Below are 19,039 nucleotides of genomic sequence, written 5' to 3'. Positions count from 1 at the left end.
GAGATGATTCATTGCGAAGGACTCGTCAAGATTTTCAAATCCGAAGATATCGAAGTTGTGGCGCTCCAAGGCTTAAACTTAACCGTTGAACAAGGCGAGATGATGGCGATCATCGGCAACAGCGGCAGCGGCAAATCAACGCTGCTGAATATTCTGGGCGGGCTGGATCGCCCGTCAGCTGGTCAGGTTACCGTTGGGGGCTGGGATCTGCTGAAGATCCGCGATGACCAACTGGTGGAATATAAACGCAACACCGTTGGCTTTGTTTGGCAGAACAACGCCCGCAACCTGCTGCCCTATTTAACCGCGCTGGAGAACGTGGAGATGCCGATGCTGCTCACTGGTAAGCTGGACCGGGCTTATGCAAAAGAGCTGCTGGAGCGGGTTGGCTTAAAGGATCGGATGCATAACAAGCTGCATCAACTCTCCGGCGGGGAGCAGCAGCGGGTTGCGATCGCAATCTCTTTGTCAAATCGCCCGAAGCTCCTGCTGGCTGACGAACCAACGGGGTCGGTAGACACGGCCACCTCTGATCAGATCATGCAGATCTTTCGGCAAGTGAACCGGGAACTCGGCATCACGGTCGTGATCGTCACGCACGATTTGAACCTGGCCGGGAAGGTGGACCGCGTGGTCGCCATCCGCGACGGCTTAACGAGCACCGAATTCCTGAAGCGTAATCCGAATCTGGATTTGGCGGCAGCAGAGCTAGGCGGGGGATTGCAGGAGGTTCACGAAGCCTTTGTTGTGGTTGACCGCGTCGGACGCTTACAGGTTCCGAAGGAATATCTGGAATCCGTCGGGATCAACGGACGGGCGAGCATGGAGTTTGACGGAGAGAAAATCATTATTACAGCACCTAAATCATTGGAGGGGGATCCATCATGAGGTTCAAGAAATTATTGTCCGTATCGCTGGCTGCCACGCTGGCGCTTGGCCTGTTGGCTGGCTGTAACGGCAGCAAAGCGGCAGACCCTGAGCAGGAGAAAGTGCTGCGCATCGGCGTGCTTTACGGGGGATATGACGATTCTTATTTCCGCCAGCAGTATACCGATGTGTATGAGTTCACGCACAATGTTCGCATCGAGGTTGTACCGGCCATCGACCAAAGTCAATACCGTTACCAGGACTACTCACAGCCATATGTTCAGCCGGACTACCTGGAAAGCATGAAGAAAATTATGACCGGCAGCAATCCGGTGGATGTCGTGGTAACCGATACTTCCGTATTGAATCAGCTGATCAAGGAAAATATGGTCAAACAACTTGATCCGATGATTCAGGAGGATAAGTTCGATACGTCAGACTTCGTACCGGCAGTCATTGACGGGATCAAGGATCTTGGAGAAGGCAGCCTGTACGCGTTAACGCCTTCGTTCTCCTCCTCCGCCTTGTTCTATAACAAGAAGCTCTTTACGGATGCTGGGGTAGAACCGCCTACCGATAATATGACCTGGGACGATATCTTCAATTTGGCTCGCCGTGTGGCGAAAGGGGAAGGGAAAGACCGGGTTTACGGTTTCGCGTTTAGCCGGTACCTCGGAAGCGATCCGTTCTGGGATATGCAGAGCAACTATGTCAACTCGCTGCAGCTCAAAACCTTTGATGATAAAGCGGAAACGATGACGGTCAATACCCCGCAATGGACGAAGGTATGGGAAACCATCAGCAAGCTGGCGAAGGATAAAATCATTCCGGACAGTAACAGCGGGATGATGGACGGCGAGTGGAACCCTGTAACCAGCGACCTGTTCCTCTCCGGTAAAGTAGCTATGGCGATCGGTGAGAACTACTATGTAAATGAAATTACGGACGCCAACAACAACGCTTCGAAAATTAAAAACTTTACCCCTGTAGATTGGGACGTCGTAACCGTTCCGGTCCATCCTGAAAAGCCGGGTGTCGGGGGAAGTATTTGGTTGAGCAATACGTTTGCGATCAACAGTGCCGCTCCAAATGCCGAAACCGCTTGGGACTTCATTAAATTCATTAACGGTGAGGATTGGGCAAAACTGAAATCCCGGAGCAACTCCTATGAAATGCTGGCCCGCAAATCGTACATCCAACCGAAAATGGGCTTGGACTACAATATTCAAGCGTTCTATTTGCTGAAGCCGACGCCGCCAACGGATCCGAAGCAAGATAAGCTGATGAGCGAAAAACCAGGGCTTTACAGCGTGACCGACAGCGGACGTAAGTTCTTCCAAGAGGTACTGGAGAACAAGAAAACGCCGGCGGAAGCGCTCAAGGAATGGGAAGAGAAGGGCAACAAGATGCTGCAGGAGATTAAAAACAATCCAAAAACCCAATTCCAGGAGGATGGTACGCCATTTGTTCCTGAGGAAGGGGCTGCAGCAGGAGGAGCCGTATATAAAGGATAAATCGCGGTTTGCATTGAGCACAAAAAATTACCAAATATATATAAGCCCGCCGGACGAAATCCGGCGGCTTTTTTTGTTAAGGTTGGGCATTCTATAGACATGAACAATTTGCTCTAATTTACGAAAGGATGGACGAAACAGTCATGCGTTGGGTATACTTCAATAAATTGTATCGAACGAAATTCCAAGCGGGATGTCTCGCCCGACGGTTGGAGCAAGACGGTTGGATTTACGGTTTTGATGATATGCGGCAAATCGAAATTTTCCGCTCGCGCAAAGGCAAATATGGCGTGCGATTTATTCCATAATCTTAGGCTTGACGTGCCCTGCGAGAATCGTGTATATTATTGATTGTCGCCAATTTATTGACGCGGGGTGGAGCAGCCCGGTAGCTCGTCGGGCTCATAACCCGAAGGCCGCAGGTTCAAATCCTGCCCCCGCAATCCCAAGTTCTCCCGGGCCCTTAGCTCAGTTGGTTAGAGCGGTCGGCTCATAACCGATTGGTCACAGGTTCGAGTCCTGTAGGGCCCATAAGTGCGAAACCCCTTGCCGCGCAAGGGGTTTTTGCTTTGTTTGGTATTGATAGAGTTGTCCGATAATCGATCTGTTGATTTGGGGGTTAGTCGGCCTCGATCATGTAATTTGAAAAGTGGTGGGAGCGAATACTTAGAGAAATGAATCTTGATGATTTTAAATTCCTGTATTCCATTTTTGACAATAATCAAAGTAATTTTTCGGTGATGGCTAAAGAAGCCTTGGATGCTCGTAGAATTGAGTTAGAAGGACGGTGAAACGAAATGTTAAAAAGCACTTGTGCTGCTCCATTTTCGTATCACATGTAATTGAGGTATATGATACGATATGTTAAGATAAAAATAGAAATAGGAGCCGGTGCCAGCCGACTCCCTGTACAACACTTGGGTGGGAAACCTCCAGAACAAGCTGAAAATAACCCGTTCCCTCGGCGCTAACCTGGGCGGGTTATTTTCGTTTATTCAGATAGGTGAGTAGTGCGAGAAGAAACATCCCGAGCATAATCACTTCTGATAACGAAAAATTCATTGGCATCACCTCCGATCCGGAGGCGATACTTCCCACCCAAGTTCAGTTGTACAAGCCATATTATACCATGAGTCTGCGAACCCCGCAGGCTCTTTTATTACGGCTTTAGCCAGTTGAGTACGCGAAGCGTGCGAAACAAAAAACCACCCGCTATGCGGGTGGAGGGAACGAAGGTTTGACCAACAAGACCATTCCCAAAAAATTGAGATGTTCAGGCTCAATTCAAGAAAGGAATGGTCTTAGATGGCAAACAAGAGCTATAGTTTAGCTCACACGAAGTGGATGTGCAAATACCATATCGTGTTCACCCCGAAGTATAGACGGAAAGAGATCTATAATCAAGTGAGGAAAGACTTGATCGAAATATAGCAAACCACCCGTCCAACGGGTGGTTATGATTCAATTAAAATCAAGGTTTCGAAGATTCCTATTGAGCGTTTTATAGTAGGCAATTTTTTTTGCGAATAAACGAGACTTTTCCAAGGGTAATAAGATTCAAGCCTCTCCAAATCATGAGGTGAAAAAAAGCTTGCCCAAGCTCTTTGCCGTCATGGACAATCTTTGGTCGCTGAATGATAGAACTTCCTCCTCCTGTGCGCGAACATTATTATTTATTATAGTAGAAAATACGAGTGATCTTTATCGAAAGTTCCAGTTTCTGGGCAGAAGAAAGGAGCCGTTGCCACGGCCCCCTCAGATCATTTGACTTGCTTCTGGATCATCAATCGATGGTACTCATTCAGCAATTTGTCTAGTTGCTGACTGACCATGATCATTTCTCGATCGGCAAGACGTTTACTTCGGGCGAGATGGTTTAATTCCATCCGGAGCTCTTCAATTTTGAGGATGAGTTCCATGTCGAACAACTCCCAGGTCGAGGTATCGATGCCATCCGTCCGCTTTCGACTGGTGACCGTCCAACATCTTCCGTGTACTGCCACTGTTCTGCACCAAATTAAAGCGGTAACTATATTTTCTATGTCCGTTTTTGTAAATCCTCCCTAAATTCTGAAATAAATTGCAAAAATCTGTCGATTCAGTGAATTTTATTAAAATTTTAAGTTTTGGTGGAGGATCAAAAAGGACCGCGCATGGCGGCCCTTCTAGGTTTCATCGCAAAGGAGATTATTTGCTGTCCGGTGTCGGAGCAGGGTGAGCGACTAAGTACTCCACCGCATTATAGGTCAAGAGCGCCGCTTCCGCGCGGGTAATCAAATCTCCCGGATGGAATTGATTACTCTCATCCAGCGTGGCGATCCCGAGCACGAGCGCAAGTTGAACCGTACCTTGATAAGAAACGGTGAGCTGGTCTCCGTCAATATTGATCATCGGCAAATCGCCATGTTTCTCCATCGCCAAAATCAGCTGATGGGTAAACTCCTCGCGCGTTATAGGCTTGTCCGGATTCACGTTGGCGTCAAGATCAAACCCGTTATTTTGAGCAATCGAGAACGCAGGGGCATACCAGGCATCATTCTTGACATGAACAAAATAATCGCTCGCGTTCACAGGAGCTTCGGACTTTAACCCCAGCAGGTTGACGATCAGCTGAACGCCTTGGCTAGTGGTCAATTGGTCGTCCGGCAGGAAGCTGTCTTTGGTTTGCAGGACAGAAATGCTGTCTTTGGCGACAAAATGATTTACATCTTTAAAGGACCCTGCGGCAGCAAAGCTTTCTCCGGCCTAGACAAGGGTTTTGGAAAAGGTTGCAGATTTAATTAAAAAGATTTTCCAAATGGAATAATTCGCGTCACGTGTTGGATTTCGTCGAGCTTCACCCAGACGGCCCCTTCTGTTGTGCGCAGATGTACTTTGTCGGGCGCTGAACCCCACTTCGGCAGTCCGGTCATCATTTGTCCGTCATGCAGTTGGATGACCACTTGATGGCCCAGCGTAACCGCCATCTTCAATTCGTGCATGAATGCTAACCTCACCTTTCCTGAAATTCGAGCCGATCTTCCGCACTACTAACCTTAACTTACCATATTTCCTAACTGAATAGTTTATCGGATAAAGGCGGCTTGAATTTTGGGTTGATATTGATTGAAATTCTGTATATAATCATAAATACGGAATTTTTGAACAAGCCGGGGTGGCGGAATTGGCAGACGCACAGGACTTAAAATCCTGCGGTAGGTGACTACCGTACCGGTTCGAGCCCGGTCCTCGGCATCTAATTAAGATAGAGCGCATTCGATTGACGAATGCGCTCTATTTTTTATAGGACAAATGGATTATTTTGACGAAAAACGTTACGAAATATCTACTAAATGTCGATATAAAATGGGAGAGGACTGGAAAAAGGTTCCGGTACATTAGCAATGAGAATAAAGGAGAGGAATCAATGATTGCTAACAGGAAGATGACGTATTGGATGCTCGTCTTGACGCTCCTCCTTTCGGTGCTTGCTCCAACGGGCGCATTTGCAGCAACCGGGGACATCAAGGAGATTAATATTGATGGAGCAGGTACGACCGTTGAACTCGGCGTTGGTAAAACCAAGCAGCTTAAAGTAACTGCTGGCTTGGAAGGAGGCGGCACCAAGGATGTGACCTCTACCGTAACTTGGACGTCCGGAGATGATACCGTAGCCAAGGTTAGTGCCGGCGGTTTAGTCACTGCGCTGAAGAGCGGTACTGCGATCATCACGGCGGAATATAAAAACCCAACTACCGAAGTCGGGTCGGTTTCGTCCATTACGATTAAAGTTACAGACACCTACACCGCATTAACATTGGACTACAAATTAGACGGAAAATATAGTCTGGACACTCCTGAATCCGATCTGACTGTTACCGCCAAGGCGAAGGTGGACAACGAGTCCATTGAACCTAAGGATGTCACGGAAGAGGCGGATTGGACTTCCTCCAATGCGAGTGTACTGACCATTGAGAAGGGGAAAATTACGTTAACCGGTACAGGGGAAGCGACGATTACGGCTAAATATGCCGGCCTGACGGCTTCTTTCAAAGCGAAGGTGACGTCGCCGTACTCCGGCTTGAAATTATACAAGACGGTTGGAACGACCGACACGGAGATTAAGGAAAAAGAAGACCTTGAGCTGATCATGGCCGATAAGGAAGTGGAGCTTAAGGTTAAAACGGTGCTGAAGAGCAACCCGGATACGACAAACGACGTTACGGATAAAGCCGCCTGGACCTCTTCGGATACCAGCGTAGCCACGGTGGAAGACGGAACAGTTAAGATCGTATCGACGGGGAAAGCGACGATTACGGCAACCTATTACGGCGAGCAAGCCAAAGTCGACATTTATGTACGAGCTCCGTATGAAGCGATCCTGCTGACGCCGTCCGGCGATCAGACGATGTTTATCGGGGAAACGCTGGCGGTGGAGGCCGGGGTGAGAGTGAAAGCGAACGAAACTCAAGACGTCAGCAATAATGCGGAATGGACTTCTTCCAATAAATTAGTTGCTACTGTAAGTGACACCGGTGTTGTTACGGCCAAAGCGGCGGGATCAACTACGATTAAAGCCAGCTATCAAGGCGTGAGCAAGAGCTTCAAAGTCACGGTACTTCCTACGGTGACCGAGCTCAAAGTCGAGAAAGAGCAACTGGATGTCTATGTAGGAGGCTCGGCGAGCTTGCCGAAGGTGACCGGTGCGAAGCTGGACGGAGAATCCATCGATCTCAGCGATGCCATCACTTGGACTTCGAGCCAAGAGGATATCGCTGTAGTAGAGGATGGAAAGATCGTAACGAAGGATCTGGATGACTCGGTAGTTTCTGCTGAAGTTACGTTGACCGGGAAACTCACGGAAGCCGGAACAGGACTGACTCCGAACGCGGACTTCCCAATTCGCGGAACCGAAGTGAAGGTTAAAGTTAATGTAAAGGAAAAGGTTCTGACTCTGCTTGCCACGCAAACTTCAATGGACCTCGTCATCGGCGAGGAAAACGCGCTGCCGGAAATCACGGTGGTCTATGAGAACGGCGTGGAGCAAACGAACCCGGCCGGCGTGGAATGGACCGTTACCGGCTCCAATGCAGTGCTGAAGTCGACAGCGGATGGGAAGAAGCTGAAAGGTCTCAGCAAAGGCTCGGCCACGCTGAAAGGAACTTTCGAGAATAAGACCATCAATGTATCGGTCTCCATTGAACCGAAAATCACCAAGATTGTTGTAGAGCCGCAAACGATCGATCTTAACATCAAGAAATCGAAATCGATCAAGGTGACGGGGTATTATGCAGACGGCAAGAAAGTCACCCTGTCCTCCAAAATGGGCTGGGTCTCCTCCGATGTGAACGTCGCTACGGTGTCGTCCTCTTCGGTGAAGGCTGTCGCTGAGGGGACCGCGACGATCACTGGTTCTTACCAAGGCAATGTCGTTACCGTGAAAGTGAACGTGGTTCCGAAGCTGGTGAAGCTGGAGGTTAGCGAGAAGAAGCTGCAGCTGGCTCCTGGTGCGGCCAAAACCCTCGTTCTTACGGCAACCTACGATAACGGCAAAGTCGCCACGGTAACGGGCAGCGCGAAATGGACCACCTCCAAGGCGAACGTTGCTAAAGTGTCGGCTGGTCAGATTCAGGCGATCGCCAAGGGCTCCGCTTCCATCAAAGCCGAGTATGGCGGCAAGAAGGTATCTATCAGCGTTTCGGTGAAATAAGATAGAACATGATTGACTAGAGTCTGCCTTTGAGAAGGCAGGCTCCTTTTTTATAGGTGAGCTAATTTTTATTTGCACAATTTACTTAATTTTGATTGATTTTAGGCTGGATCATCCTCTATAATTAGAACAAATGTTCTGGGAAGGATTAACATCAATGATTAGGCAGAAGACATGTTGGGCAGTTGTTGGCGTATTTTTGGTGTGGTTAAGCATACTTCTTACAGGCTGCAGCCCGGCGAACTGGGAAGAAGTCGCGGGAAGACTGGCGGAGAACACCTCCGTTGCCCCCGCAGTGGAAGGGGAGGGGCAGCTTCGCGTGATTTTTCTGGATGTGGGGCAAGGCGCGTCGCAGCTGTTGATCAGCCCCTCCGGGCATACGATGCTGATCGATGCGGGGAACAATGACCAGGAGCAGGCGATGCTGGACTACTTGCGGTCTTATGGCGTGACCCGCTTGGATGTCGTGATTGGAACGCATCCGGATGCCGATCATATCGGCGGGTTGGACCGGGTGATCGATCGTTTGGACATTGGCGAGATCTATATGCCGAGGATCCAGTCCAATACGAAGACGTATGAGTCTTTGCTGAACTCAATTCGAAGCAAAGGGCTGAAGGTGAAGACCGCCAAAGCAGGACTGGAGCTGTACTGGGACGAGCAGGTGAAGGTGAGCATGATCGCCCCGGTGACCGTTACCGACGACAATAACAACATGAGCGCCGTTGTGAAGGTGACTTACGGCCGCACTTCCTTTCTATTAACCGGAGATGCTGAATCCGAAAGTGAACGGGAGATGCTGGAATCCGGCGTGAATCTGCGCGCTGACGTTCTGCTGGTTGGGCATCATGGCTCGAAATCGTCAACGACGGCCAAGTTTCTGAACGCAGTGAAGCCGAAATACGCGGTGATTCAGGTGGGAGAGAATTCTTACGGGCATCCGACGAAGACGATTCTGGATCGACTGTCCAAGCAGCAGGCAGAAGTCTATCGCAACGATCTTCAAGGTACGGTGGAGTTCGCCAGCGACGGTGAGGGCTACCGGATCACGACGGAAAGGTAGGATGGAGATGAGCCACATCGTGGAAGGCTTTGAAGGCGATTTATGCATTTTGGAATCAGACGGCAAGCTCCGCAATGTGCCGCGTTCCCAGGTGGATCCCAAGGTCAAAGCAGGAGATGTCGTGGAATGGAACGGCACGATATGGGTTCCCAACCTGCGGGAAACGGAAGAGCGAAGCCGGCATATTCGCGCATTGATGGATGAAGTATGGGAAGATGAGGAGTAGGGTTGATTATGAACATTAAGGAGGAATGTTGAAGATGCTGATTCGTCCGCAGACAGGAGAATACGCACCGCATTTTGAACCTTACATTCAGATGGCACCTGAGGGGGAGTTGGTTGCTTTTCTTGAGGAGCAGCCGAAGCGGCTGAGAGAGAAGTGGGCTGGTATTAGCGAAGAGCAAGCGAATTACCGATATGCCGAAGGGAAATGGAGCGTCAAAGAAGTGATCGGCCATATCGCGGATACGGAACGGGTGATGCAATACCGTTTGCTGCGGATTGCCCGCGGCGATACGACGCCGCTTCCAGGCTTCGACGAGGAATTGTTCGCCCGTCATGCCGGGTTTGACCGTCAGTCGATGGAGGAGATCGTAAAGGGCTTCGAGATCGTACGGGAATCCACGTTGGCGCTGGTTCGTCAGCTGGATGACGAAGCATGGGCCCGCATGGGGAACGTAGCTGACTTTCCAGCCTCTGCCCGTGCCTTCGCCTATATCATCGCCGGGCATGCGGAGCATCATGTTCGGATTTTAAGCGAGCGGTATGCAGCACAAGTTTAAACCGCATCGCCGCAAACATAAAAGGACAGAGATGCCATTTTATGAGAATGAACTGGCCCCTTTGTCAAGGACACTTTGAAAAAAGAGTCAAGCTGCAGACAGAAGATGATTCCTGTATTGGGCAGGGGTCATCTTTTTTCGTTCCCATTGATATCTGTAAATGTTGTAGTAATGGATGTAACGATTAATTTCAATTGATAGTTCTTCTAGAGTTAAGCAATTGCGACTAATGCATGATTACTACGGTGCGTTATCCCAACAGTTCCCTCGTCTAGGTGTCTTTTTACATATAAAGTATCATTTTAAAGTGAACATTTTTATATAGCTGTGAAAGTTTTATTATATATAAGCCGATATGTAAGCGCTTTATAATTTAGATATAGAAATTATTATATAAAAAGGAGTTGCAAGGTAAATGAGGGCGTGGTTGAAGATTATCGCTTTGGCTTCTGTATTTGTGCTGATTGTGCCTGCAATTATTCCGGCACCGAAGGCGAAAGCTTCAAGCAGTTTTATTATGGGCGGGGATGTATCCATGCTCCATGAGGTGGAGCAACGGGGTGGAAAGTTCTACGATAATGGGGTAGAGAAGGATGCATTGGAGATTTTGAGCGATCATGGGATGAATGCAGTCCGATTGCGTCTCTGGGTTGATCCTTACGATAGTGATGGCAATCCGTACGGCGGCGGAACAAATGATCTGGCGACGACGATATCGCTTGCTCAGCGAGCTAAGGCTCTGGGTATGGATGTCTTGCTCAATTTCCATTTAAGCGATTTCTGGGCCGATCCGGGAAAGCAAAATAAACCGAAAGCGTGGCAAAATTTAACCTACAGCCAATTGCTCACGGCTGTCTACGATTATACCAACAGCGTCATCACGCAGATGAAAGCTGCGGACGCGCTGCCGGATATGGTGCAGGTCGGTAATGAAGCCAGCAGCGGTATTCTGTGGGATGACGGTAAAGTCGGTGGGGGGATCGATGATTTTACCCAACTTGGCGAATTGTTAACCTCGGCCATTAATGGGATTCATGCGGCTCTGGCAGCGGGCGAGGATATCGAGATCGTACTGCATCTGGACCATGGAGGCGACAACAACTTGTATACCTGGTGGTTTGATAAAATCGAAGAGCAAAATGTCGATTACGACATTATCGGTTTAACCTATTATCCGTTCTGGCATGGAACGATGGGGGAACTGGCTTACAATTTGAATGCCATTAGCAACCGCTACAATAAGGATGTGATGATCGTCGAAACGGCGTATGGATTTACGTTGGATGATGGCGATGGTCTGGGCAACTCTTTTTATACGACAGAAGAAGAAGTTGGCGGCTATCCGGCATCGGTTGCGGGCCAGACGGCATATTTGCGGGATCTGAAAGAAATTGTACAAGACGTGCCGAACAATCATGGCCGCGGTATTTTCTGGTGGGAGCCGACATGGTTGCCGGTAGAAGGGGCTCATTGGGGAAGTGAGGCAGGCAAGCTGTACAATAATGATACCGGGTTATTGTCCAATCCGTGGGACAACCAGACGTTGTTCGATTTTTCCGGCAATCTGTTATCAACGGTTTCTGTATTTACTGAAAGCACCCCGGTGAACCTTGTATCCAACCCGAGTTTTGAAGCGGATGGCTGGACAACGACGCCAACAGCTTGGAACCGCTGGGCGGCCAATACCGCATCATATCAAGCCATCAAGGTCGAGAACAATGGCGTTACCGGTAGCTACAAACTTACGCACTGGCTCGACACCGCGTATGAAGCGTCCACCTATCAGAATATCACTGGATTGTCCAACGGCACCTATACTTTGTCAGCCTGGGTGCTTAACAGCGGAGGGCAAGATACGGTTCAGCTGTATGCCAAGAACTATGGCGGATCAGAGCGTAATGTGGATCTTCCCGTGAGTCCGGAAAAATGGGTAAAGGTGAAAATCGAGAATATTCAAGTCACTAATGGCCGAATTGAAATCGGCGTCTATTCTAAGGCCAACGCGAACAACTGGATGAATCTTGACCACGTCAAGCTGTATAAAACGAACTGACGCCAGCGGTTCGAAGCAGCCTCAGCGAGCCTTTGTCTTGCTGGATCTGCTTTTTTTTTGCTATGGAGAGGGAGAATTTTTATACGGGTAGCAAAGATTTATTATATATAAACCAATCTGAAAGCGTTTTATATTTAAATTGATGGTTGATTCGTTAGCAGGTGAAGAGAAGGGGGAAATGAACATGAGAATGAGAAAAACAATGGTATTCTCGTTAATTTGTATGATCATGCTGGCGTTTTCGGCTTGTGCACCCGACAGGACGGGGCAGCTAAACGGCAATGAGGACAATAACGGAGGGGGCAATGGAGGGATTGCCGTACAAGAGCAGGGAAGCGGGGAGGACGAAAAACCGGATAAATTGATCATATGGTCGAATGACGATGCCAAGCATGTGACAGCGGTGGAGCAGCTTGCAGGCGAGTTTACGGCGAAGACGGGACTTCCGGTGGAAGTCGTGCCTGTCAGCGGCTCCGAGCAGGTGCAAAAGCTGGCCTTGGCCGCTCCTGCGGGGAATGGACCTGACCTGTTCTATCAGCCGCAGGATCGTTTAGGTGATATTGTCGTGCAAGGTTTGGCTGATCCAGTGGAGCTTTCGGAACAGGAGCGTGCGCAGTACAGCGAGGCGGCCCTGAATGCGGTACAGTACGAGGGACAAATCTATGGCCTCCCGATCTCGATTGAAACCTATGCGGTGTACTACAATAAGGCGCTGATCGATCAGGTGCCAGCTGCCCTGGAGGATGTTGCCGAGCTATCCGCTGCGTTGACAGATCCCACCAAGGATCAGTATTCGTTTCTGATGGTACCGGATTTTTATTACGTGATTCCGTTTATTACGAATTATGGCGGATATATTTTTGGCGAGAAGGATGGCAAGTATGATCCGGCTGATCTTGGTTTGAACAATGAAGGCTCGGTACAGGGCATGACCGCCTTTGCCGACTTTATCAAGCGCACGGGTATTCCGGTAACGATGACCAGTGATGTGATGGATACGCTGTTTCTGGAGGGTAAGGCCGGTATGGTTATCAACGGGTTATGGGCAATGAAGACCTACTCCGATAAGCTGGGAGATCAGCTCGGGACAGCATCCATTCCGACAGTGAACGGAAAGTCTGCGCCTTCCTTCGTTGGGGTGAAGTCTTGGTTTATTTCCGCCTATTCCGAGCATCCGTCCTGGGCGAAGCAGCTTGCGCTTTTCCTGACCAATTCGGACAGTTCGGAAGTGTATTACGAGAACACGGGGGAAATACCGGCCCGGCCAGATGCACAACAAAATATTGGCGATCCGTTGTATAGCGGATTCGTGCAGCAGATTGAAAGCGGGATAGCGATGCCGAACATTCCGGAGATGAGTGCTGTCTGGAACATGGACAGTGCCGTTGATTTTATCGTGCAAGGGGAGGATCCGCCGTCTGTATTAGATGAAGTTACAGAGCAGATCGCGGCCCAAATCAAGGCGACGGGTCAGTGACGATATCGTACTTTGGAGGAATCATCCATGAGAGAGCAAAATGCTGTACCATTAGGGCATCCAACACCAGGGATACATCAGAAGCACCGGCCCTGGCTGGCGATGGTGTTGTCCATTCTGTTTGCTGGCCTGGGGCAGCTGTACAATCGCAGCTATATCAAAGGAATTATACTTATCCTGATTGAACTCGCATTTATTATTACCTTCTCTGATTTTATTGGATTGGGTCTCTGGGGGATCGTCACGTTGGGGACGATCCCGAAGGTGGACCATTCGATCTTTCTGCTGGTGTATGGACTGCTGTCGCTCCTCATGCTCGGGATTGCTGCGGTAATTTATGTTCTTAACGTCAGGGACGCCAAAAGGCAGGCAGAGCAAATCGCCAGAGGCTGGCAGCGCCCGAAGCAGCGTGAAACGATAAAGCAAGCGTACATGAACAGCATTCCTTATATTTTGTCCGTACCCGGATTTATTCTATTAATTTTTGTCGTTGTTTTTCCGCTGTTGTTTGCAATTTCGCTGGCGTTCACCAACTATGATCTGTACCATTCTCCGCCGCGAAATTTGGTCGATTGGGTAGGGTTTGACAATTTTATCAACCTCGTAACGGTGCCGATATGGAACCAGTCATTTCTTAAGGTGCTGTCCTGGACATTGGTCTGGACGATTGTTTCAACAACGCTGCAGATTGGCCTGGGATTATTTTTGGCGGTGCTGGTAAACGACAAGCGCATTCGCTTCAAGCGTTTGATCCGCACGATTCTCATTTTGCCGTGGGCCATTCCCAACTTTGTGACGATCATGATTTTTTCCGCGTTGTTTAACGATCAATTCGGTGCGATCAATCGTACGATCCTAGCCCGGTTCAATATCGCTCCAGTCCCGTGGCTGACCGATCCGTTGTTTACGAAGATTGCCCTGATCAGTATTCAGGTGTGGCTAGGTTTTCCGTTTTTGTTTGCGTTATTTACGGGTGTGCTGCAGAGCATCTCCCATGATACCTACGAGGCTGCCGATGTGGACGGCGGTACGCGCTGGCAGAAATTCCGTTATATTACCTTGCCGCATGTGCTGTTTGCCACAACACCATTATTAATCATTCAGTACACGTCCAACTTTAACAATTTCAATATCATTTATTTGTTTAATGGCGGGGGACCTGCGGTTCGCGGGCAGACGGCCGGCGGTACGGATATCTTGATTTCCTGGGTGTATAAGCTCACTTTTACGACGAACAACTACAACATGGCGGCAGCCATCTCCCTGATTATCGGGATAATTGTGATCGCCTTCGCTTTCTTCCAATTCAGAAGAACCAAGTCGTTTAAAGAGGAGCGTGATCATTCATGAGCAGGCGCATGAAATCCCGGTTGGAAGTAACAGCGATCTATCTGGTCATCGGGTTGATGACGATCGTGATCTGCTATCCGCTTGCGTGGGCCATCGGCCTGTCCTTTAACGCCGGCACCAGCTTGTATTCGTCTAGCATTATCCCCAAGGAGCCGACGCTGGAGCATTACCGCTGGTTGTTCACCAGCCCGGAGAGCAATTATCTCATCTGGTACAAAAATACACTCTATGTTTCAACAATTAGCAGCCTATTGTCCATCCTGTTTACATCAATGACAGCGTATGCCTTGTCGAGATTTGAGTTTGTCGGCAGAAAAAGCGGCATGTACGTGTTCCTGCTGCTGCAGATGTTTCCGGTTATGATGGCGATGGTTGCGCTCTATATCTTTTTAAATTTGATCGGGTTGTTAGACACCTTGATTGGGCTGATTATGATCTATGTTGGCGGTCAGATTCCTTTTAATGCGTGGTTGGTGAAGGGATATTTAGACACGATTTCTCGGGAGTTGGACGATGCGGCGAAGATCGACGGGGCTGGGCCGATCCGTGTGTTCATCAAGATTTTGCTGCCCTTAATTACACCGATTTTAGCGATTGTGGCGTTGACTAACTTTATGCTGCCGATTTTCGATTTTATTTTGCCATCGATCATTCTGCATGATAAGAGCAAATATACGTTGGCGGTCGGCTTGTACCATTTTGTCACCGAAAAATACTCTAGTAATTTCACGGTCTTTACAGCTGGAGCGATATTAATCGCCGTTCCGATTGCCGGGATTTACTTGTTTTTGCAAAAGTATTTTATATCAGGACTCGCTGCCGGCGGTACCAAAGGTTAACGGCAAAGAGATAAGGAGTGGATGAAAATGAGCATAGAATTTATTAAAGGTGCGGACATTTCTTTTGTCGATGAAATTGAAAGTGAGGGCGGCGCGTTTTATGAACATGGCCGAAAGCGCGATGTGTTGGATATTTTAAAGGACAGCGGAGTGAACTCCGCCCGCTTGCGCCTGTGGAACAATCCGGAGTTCGATTACTGCAATCCGCGAAAAACGATCAAGATGGCGAAGCGAATCAAGGAGAAAGGGCTGCATTTTTTGCTGGACTTCCATTATTCCGATTATTGGGCAGATCCCTCCAAGCAACATATGCCGAAGTCTTGGGTCGGCTTGAGCTTTCCGGAGCTTGTAAAGCAGGTGGAGGAGTTTACGGCTTCCTTCTTAAAAGAGTTAGAGGCTGAAGGGGCATTGCCGGATATGGTGCAGGTGGGAAATGAAATTACCAACGGCATGATCTGGGATGAGGGGCGCGTCGATGGCGAGTACAATACGCCGCAGCAATGGGAGAAGCTGGCCGCGCTGATCGCTGCTGGTGTTCGCGGCGTGCGGGCTGTTCCCAAGGAGGGGCAGCCGATTCCTGTTATGATCCATATCGACCGCGGCGGCGATAATGCGGGCAGCCGTTTCTTTTTTGACAAGCTAGCGGAGTTCAACACGGATTATGATATTATCGGTCTCTCTTATTATTCATGGTGGCATGGCACTCTGGAGGAATTCACGGACAATCTGTATGATTTGGCTGGGCGTTACCGGAAGCCGATTGTCGTGGTAGAAGTGGCTTATCCATGGACGATGATGTCGCCGGACGAGCAGCCGCTGATCTTTAATAAGGAAGAATGGGTGTATCCCGGTTTTCCGCCGACGGTAGAAGGGCAAAAAAAGTGGCTGGAGGAATTGATCCGACGCATTAAACAGGTGCCTGATGGGCTTGGTTTGGGGCTTTATTATTGGGAACCTTGCTGGATTCCGTCCAAGCCAACCTGGTCAGTCGGGCATGAAAACAACTGGTCCAATTTGACGCTGTTTGACTATAGCGGCAACAAGCTGAATTCTCTAGATGCATTTTTGGAAGAATGACCCGAAAATGATGTTGAAAGGAAAGCAAGCCATCCTACATAATAAAGGTAACAATGCAGGGGTGGTGAAGCTTTTGGACTGGGGAGATGAGAACATTCGCTATGTGTTTTCGTCGATCGAGCGTTCGCTTCCTTTATTTTTGGAGTCGATCGGTTATAGCGCATGGGAGCGTGTTTTTCAACGCCCTGAAGGTTATCCTTATTATCACTGGCTTCACACATTGGAGGGCGAGGGTCGCTTTGAATTGCTCGGTGAGGCGGTTTCGCTCACCAAAGGAAAGGGTGTATTATTGAAACCGTTTACCCCGCATAGCTATTATCCGGTGTCGGATCGTTGGTCGACCATCTATATTACATTTGGCGGAGCGTCCGCGGCGTCGATTATGGAGTCCTTGAACATGAATGCCTCGACCTTCTACGAGGAGGGGGAGGAGCAGTCCTTTGGCGCGTTGTTCAACGACTTGTTCCGGCGTATCGATCAGGCGGAATCCCATAGCGAGATTGAGGTATCTACAGATCTTTATTATTTCTTGATGCAGTTGCGCGAATTCGGTATGCTGAATAACCGCCCGTCGTTGTCACAATACTACAACAAGCTGCAACCCATCGTCCATTGGATGGAACAGCATTTAGCTGATAACATCGGCTTGCAGGAGATTGCAGAACATGCCCATATTGGCATGAACGCGCTGCATGAACTGTTTCAGCAGGCTTTTGATATGAGCCCCTACTCATATCTTATTCAGTTGCGTCTGCGTGAAGCGAAGAAGATCATGCTGCAGCATCCTAATCGTGCCCTTCGCGAGGTGGCCGAGCAAACGGGCTTTAATGATGTCAGCCACTTCGTGGCAACCTTCCGTAAGAAGGAAGGGATCACACCGGGAAAATACCGCGAGTTACATCTGAATGCAGATTGGGCTAGCACAGGAGAGTAGGTTGGAAGCCTGTTTTCCTTAAAATTTTGAACAGTATGGGCAGTGAAGATATTAGCAGTAAGGATAGTGAAGTATACGGAACGAGATTATAATTTAAATATAAAGATGCATAGAGTATCGAGCATTTTTAGATCAAGATGATTACTGTATTACACAGGGGTCATCTTTTTTCGTTCCCATTGATATCTATAAATGTTGTAGTAATGGATGTAACGGTTAATTTTAATTGACAGTACTTCTAGAGATAAGCAAATTGCTCAATTGTATCCGTGGCTAAATCTAATGTTCTTTTTCCGATTCGGTGAAAAGTTTTTTAATCATGATGTCCTCCGTCCTGGATGTTAGTACAAGTATAAATCCCCACAGCCTAAACCCCTTTTTTCAAAGTGTCTAGTCTATGGGGACCAGTTTAGATGGCATCTCGGTCCTTTTTAATTACTCATGGGACATGATGAATTCCAGTTCACCGCTGAAACGGTAAGGTCCGAAATTTGCTGGCAGGATGAAATGGTCGCCTTTCACCAAATCGTAGCGGTGTTCACCAGCTGTCAGCGTTCCACTGCCAGCGAGTACACTAAAGATCGTATATTTCTCGTTTGGCGCAACCTCAGCATTGCCAGATACGTTCCATTTTTCCACCGTAAAGAAGGAGTTGGAGACGAATGAGGTGATTGCCAGACCGTCTTTTTGTTTAGTTTCATAGGTTACCGGTACATACGCTTGCGGAACGGTGGTAACGTCAATCGCTTTCTCCAGATGCAGCTCACGGGTGTTACCGTCTTTGTCGCGGCGATCATAGTCGTATACCCGGTAGGTGGTATCCGAGCTCTGTTGCGTTTCGAGCACGACGATCCCTTTACCCAGCGCGTGCAGCGTTCCGCTTGGAACATAGAAGAAGTCACCCGGTTTAACCGGCACTTTCGTCAGGAAGCGATCCCACTCGCCGTTTTCGATCATCGAGACGAGCTCTTCTTTTGTTTTGGCTTCATGTCCGTAAATGATTACAGCACCGGGTTCGGCATCTACGATGTACCAGCATTCGGTTTTGCCCAGCTCCCCGTTCTCGTGTTTGCCGGCGTACTCGTCATCTGGATGGACCTGTACCGACAGGTCGTCGGAGGCGTCGAGAATTTTCGTCAGCAGCGGGAACACCTTGGACGAGGAACGGAACAGCTCCGGATGGGAGGTCCACAATTCCCCCAGCTTCATGCCTTGGTACGGTCCGTTCTTCACTACGCTCTGTCCGTTCGGGTGAGCGGATACGGCCCAGCATTCGCCGGTATGGTCATTCGGGATGTCATAGCCAAACAAATCTCTTAGCTTGGTGCCGCCCCAAATGCGTTCTTGGAAAATCGGCTGCAAAAAAATCGGTTCATTCATCGTTATCGGACTCC

The 19,039-nt window shown here is 48.9% G+C and carries 17 protein-coding genes, 3 tRNA genes and 3 pseudogenes; 17 read left to right on the top strand and 6 right to left on the bottom strand.

From position 1 onward, the window contains the following. Window positions 1-3: 3 nt before the first annotated feature. From NSQ80_RS13775 to NSQ80_RS13750, 6 genes and pseudogenes are all read left to right on the top strand, one after another. A complete protein-coding gene (locus NSQ80_RS13775) occupies window positions 4-888 on the top strand; it encodes an ABC transporter ATP-binding protein (protein ID WP_260070732.1) in 885 nt (294 codons plus the stop codon). Then, window positions 885-2,381 carry an extracellular solute-binding protein gene (locus NSQ80_RS13770; RefSeq protein ID WP_009225642.1) on the top strand — a complete coding sequence of 499 codons (1,497 nt, stop codon included), beginning with the start codon at window positions 885-887 and terminating at the stop codon, window positions 2,379-2,381. Before NSQ80_RS13775 ends, NSQ80_RS13770 begins: the two co-directional genes overlap by 4 nt. 143 nt (window positions 2,382-2,524) lie before the next feature. After that, entirely contained in the window at window positions 2,525-2,689 is a 165-nt protein-coding gene (locus NSQ80_RS13765; RefSeq protein ID WP_009225643.1) for a hypothetical protein, read from the top strand. A 61-nt stretch (window positions 2,690-2,750) separates the two neighbouring features. Then, window positions 2,751-2,824: transfer RNA gene (locus NSQ80_RS13760), tRNA-Met, on the top strand. A 14-nt stretch (window positions 2,825-2,838) separates the two neighbouring features. Beyond that, window positions 2,839-2,912, top strand: a tRNA-Ile gene (locus NSQ80_RS13755). 774 nt (window positions 2,913-3,686) lie between these two features. Then, a pseudogene (locus tag NSQ80_RS13750) lies at window positions 3,687-3,800 on the top strand (transposase); the annotation flags it as partial. A 341-nt stretch (window positions 3,801-4,141) separates the two neighbouring features. Here the strand turns inward: NSQ80_RS13750 and NSQ80_RS13745 are convergent. The 3 genes from NSQ80_RS13745 to NSQ80_RS13735 all read right to left on the bottom strand — a co-directional run bounded on the left by NSQ80_RS13745 (window position 4,142) and on the right by NSQ80_RS13735 (window position 5,362). Then, window positions 4,142-4,384, bottom strand: a complete 243-nt coding sequence (locus tag NSQ80_RS13745; RefSeq protein WP_260070735.1) for an aspartyl-phosphate phosphatase Spo0E family protein — start codon at window positions 4,382-4,384, stop codon at window positions 4,142-4,144. Window positions 4,385-4,568: 184 nt separating this feature from the next. Further along, window positions 4,569-5,015, bottom strand: coding sequence for an S-layer homology domain-containing protein (locus tag NSQ80_RS13740; protein WP_339299470.1), 447 nt, complete (start codon window positions 5,013-5,015; stop codon window positions 4,569-4,571). A gap of 146 nt (window positions 5,016-5,161) precedes the next feature. Next, entirely contained in the window at window positions 5,162-5,362 is a 201-nt protein-coding gene (locus NSQ80_RS13735) for a hypothetical protein (protein ID WP_036645641.1), read from the bottom strand. A 167-nt stretch (window positions 5,363-5,529) separates the two neighbouring features. Between NSQ80_RS13735 and NSQ80_RS13730 the strand changes: the two genes are divergently transcribed. The 5 genes from NSQ80_RS13730 (at window position 5,530) to NSQ80_RS13710 (ending at window position 9,915) form a co-directional block, all read left to right on the top strand. Further along, window positions 5,530-5,615 (top strand) — tRNA-Leu (locus NSQ80_RS13730). A gap of 172 nt (window positions 5,616-5,787) precedes the next feature. Next, complete coding sequence (locus NSQ80_RS13725) at window positions 5,788-8,070, top strand: Ig-like domain-containing protein (protein WP_339299468.1); 2,283 nt, start codon at window positions 5,788-5,790, stop codon at window positions 8,068-8,070. A 157-nt stretch (window positions 8,071-8,227) separates the two neighbouring features. Continuing rightward, window positions 8,228-9,133: a ComEC/Rec2 family competence protein gene (locus tag NSQ80_RS13720; RefSeq protein ID WP_339299466.1), complete on the top strand. Its 906-nt coding sequence runs from the start codon at window positions 8,228-8,230 to the stop codon at window positions 9,131-9,133. Window positions 9,134-9,140: 7 nt separating this feature from the next. Beyond that, on the top strand, window positions 9,141-9,359 hold the full coding sequence (locus NSQ80_RS13715) for a DUF3006 domain-containing protein (protein WP_339299464.1): 219 nt from the start codon (window positions 9,141-9,143) through the stop codon (window positions 9,357-9,359). A 34-nt stretch (window positions 9,360-9,393) separates the two neighbouring features. Beyond that, a complete protein-coding gene (locus tag NSQ80_RS13710) occupies window positions 9,394-9,915 on the top strand; it encodes a DinB family protein (protein WP_339299462.1) in 522 nt (173 codons plus the stop codon). An 87-nt stretch (window positions 9,916-10,002) separates the two neighbouring features. Here the strand turns inward: NSQ80_RS13710 and NSQ80_RS13705 are convergent. After that, window positions 10,003-10,140, bottom strand: a pseudogene (locus NSQ80_RS13705) (IS3 family transposase); the annotation flags it as partial. Window positions 10,141-10,330: 190 nt separating this feature from the next. Here NSQ80_RS13705 and NSQ80_RS13700 point away from each other — a divergent pair. From NSQ80_RS13700 to NSQ80_RS13675, 6 genes are all read left to right on the top strand, one after another. Next, complete coding sequence (locus NSQ80_RS13700; RefSeq protein WP_339299460.1) at window positions 10,331-11,968, top strand: glycosyl hydrolase 53 family protein; 1,638 nt, start codon at window positions 10,331-10,333, stop codon at window positions 11,966-11,968. Between the two features lie 184 nt (window positions 11,969-12,152). Next, on the top strand, window positions 12,153-13,445 hold the full coding sequence (locus NSQ80_RS13695) for an extracellular solute-binding protein (RefSeq protein WP_339299458.1): 1,293 nt from the start codon (window positions 12,153-12,155) through the stop codon (window positions 13,443-13,445). 27 nt (window positions 13,446-13,472) lie between these two features. Beyond that, window positions 13,473-14,795: an ABC transporter permease subunit gene (locus NSQ80_RS13690; RefSeq protein WP_339299456.1), complete on the top strand. Its 1,323-nt coding sequence runs from the start codon at window positions 13,473-13,475 to the stop codon at window positions 14,793-14,795. Then, window positions 14,792-15,634: a sugar ABC transporter permease gene (locus NSQ80_RS13685; RefSeq protein ID WP_085279819.1), complete on the top strand. Its 843-nt coding sequence runs from the start codon at window positions 14,792-14,794 to the stop codon at window positions 15,632-15,634. Before NSQ80_RS13690 ends, NSQ80_RS13685 begins: the two co-directional genes overlap by 4 nt. A 27-nt stretch (window positions 15,635-15,661) precedes the next feature. Next, window positions 15,662-16,711, top strand: a complete 1,050-nt coding sequence (locus NSQ80_RS13680; RefSeq protein WP_307719283.1) for an arabinogalactan endo-1,4-beta-galactosidase — start codon at window positions 15,662-15,664, stop codon at window positions 16,709-16,711. A 7-nt stretch (window positions 16,712-16,718) separates the two neighbouring features. Continuing rightward, window positions 16,719-17,645 (top strand): AraC family transcriptional regulator, encoded by a 927-nt coding sequence (locus NSQ80_RS13675; RefSeq protein ID WP_255315409.1) that lies wholly within the window; start codon window positions 16,719-16,721, stop codon window positions 17,643-17,645. A 149-nt stretch (window positions 17,646-17,794) separates the two neighbouring features. Here NSQ80_RS13675 and NSQ80_RS13670 read toward each other — a convergent pair. After that, window positions 17,795-17,890 (bottom strand): annotated as a pseudogene (locus NSQ80_RS13670) (IS3 family transposase); the annotation flags it as partial. Window positions 17,891-18,080: 190 nt separating this feature from the next. After that, the gene (manA, locus tag NSQ80_RS13665) at window positions 18,081-19,025 is read right to left on the bottom strand and encodes a mannose-6-phosphate isomerase, class I (protein ID WP_339299447.1); all 945 of its coding nucleotides are present in this window, start codon (window positions 19,023-19,025) and stop codon (window positions 18,081-18,083) included. Window positions 19,026-19,039 lie beyond the last annotated feature (14 nt).

Source organism: Paenibacillus sp. FSL K6-2441 (assembly GCF_037964765.1).
In the GTDB taxonomy this organism is placed as follows: Bacteria; Bacillota; Bacilli; order Paenibacillales; family Paenibacillaceae; genus Fontibacillus; species Fontibacillus phoenicis.
The sequence above is the reverse complement of the archived record's forward strand: the minus strand, read 5'-3'. Positions and strand labels throughout refer to the sequence as shown.

What these genes read in the sequence shown, in the direction of transcription:
- NSQ80_RS13775 (WP_260070732.1), top strand. Translation starts at nt 4, where the DNA reads ATGATTCATTGCGAAGGACTCGTCAAGATTTTCAAATCCGAAGATATC.
- NSQ80_RS13770 (WP_009225642.1), top strand. Translation starts at nt 885, where the DNA reads ATGAGGTTCAAGAAATTATTGTCCGTATCGCTGGCTGCCACGCTGGCG.
- NSQ80_RS13765 (WP_009225643.1), top strand. Translation starts at nt 2,525, where the DNA reads ATGCGTTGGGTATACTTCAATAAATTGTATCGAACGAAATTCCAAGCG.
- NSQ80_RS13735 (WP_036645641.1), bottom strand. Translation starts at nt 5,362, where the DNA reads ATGCACGAATTGAAGATGGCGGTTACGCTGGGCCATCAAGTGGTCATC.
- NSQ80_RS13725 (WP_339299468.1), top strand. Translation starts at nt 5,788, where the DNA reads ATGATTGCTAACAGGAAGATGACGTATTGGATGCTCGTCTTGACGCTC.
- NSQ80_RS13720 (WP_339299466.1), top strand. Translation starts at nt 8,228, where the DNA reads ATGATTAGGCAGAAGACATGTTGGGCAGTTGTTGGCGTATTTTTGGTG.
- NSQ80_RS13715 (WP_339299464.1), top strand. Translation starts at nt 9,141, where the DNA reads ATGAGCCACATCGTGGAAGGCTTTGAAGGCGATTTATGCATTTTGGAA.
- NSQ80_RS13710 (WP_339299462.1), top strand. Translation starts at nt 9,394, where the DNA reads ATGCTGATTCGTCCGCAGACAGGAGAATACGCACCGCATTTTGAACCT.
- NSQ80_RS13700 (WP_339299460.1), top strand. Translation starts at nt 10,331, where the DNA reads ATGAGGGCGTGGTTGAAGATTATCGCTTTGGCTTCTGTATTTGTGCTG.
- NSQ80_RS13695 (WP_339299458.1), top strand. Translation starts at nt 12,153, where the DNA reads ATGAGAATGAGAAAAACAATGGTATTCTCGTTAATTTGTATGATCATG.
- NSQ80_RS13690 (WP_339299456.1), top strand. Translation starts at nt 13,473, where the DNA reads ATGAGAGAGCAAAATGCTGTACCATTAGGGCATCCAACACCAGGGATA.
- NSQ80_RS13685 (WP_085279819.1), top strand. Translation starts at nt 14,792, where the DNA reads ATGAGCAGGCGCATGAAATCCCGGTTGGAAGTAACAGCGATCTATCTG.
- NSQ80_RS13680 (WP_307719283.1), top strand. Translation starts at nt 15,662, where the DNA reads ATGAGCATAGAATTTATTAAAGGTGCGGACATTTCTTTTGTCGATGAA.
- NSQ80_RS13675 (WP_255315409.1), top strand. Translation starts at nt 16,719, where the DNA reads ATGATGTTGAAAGGAAAGCAAGCCATCCTACATAATAAAGGTAACAAT.
- manA (WP_339299447.1), bottom strand. Translation starts at nt 19,025, where the DNA reads ATGAATGAACCGATTTTTTTGCAGCCGATTTTCCAAGAACGCATTTGG.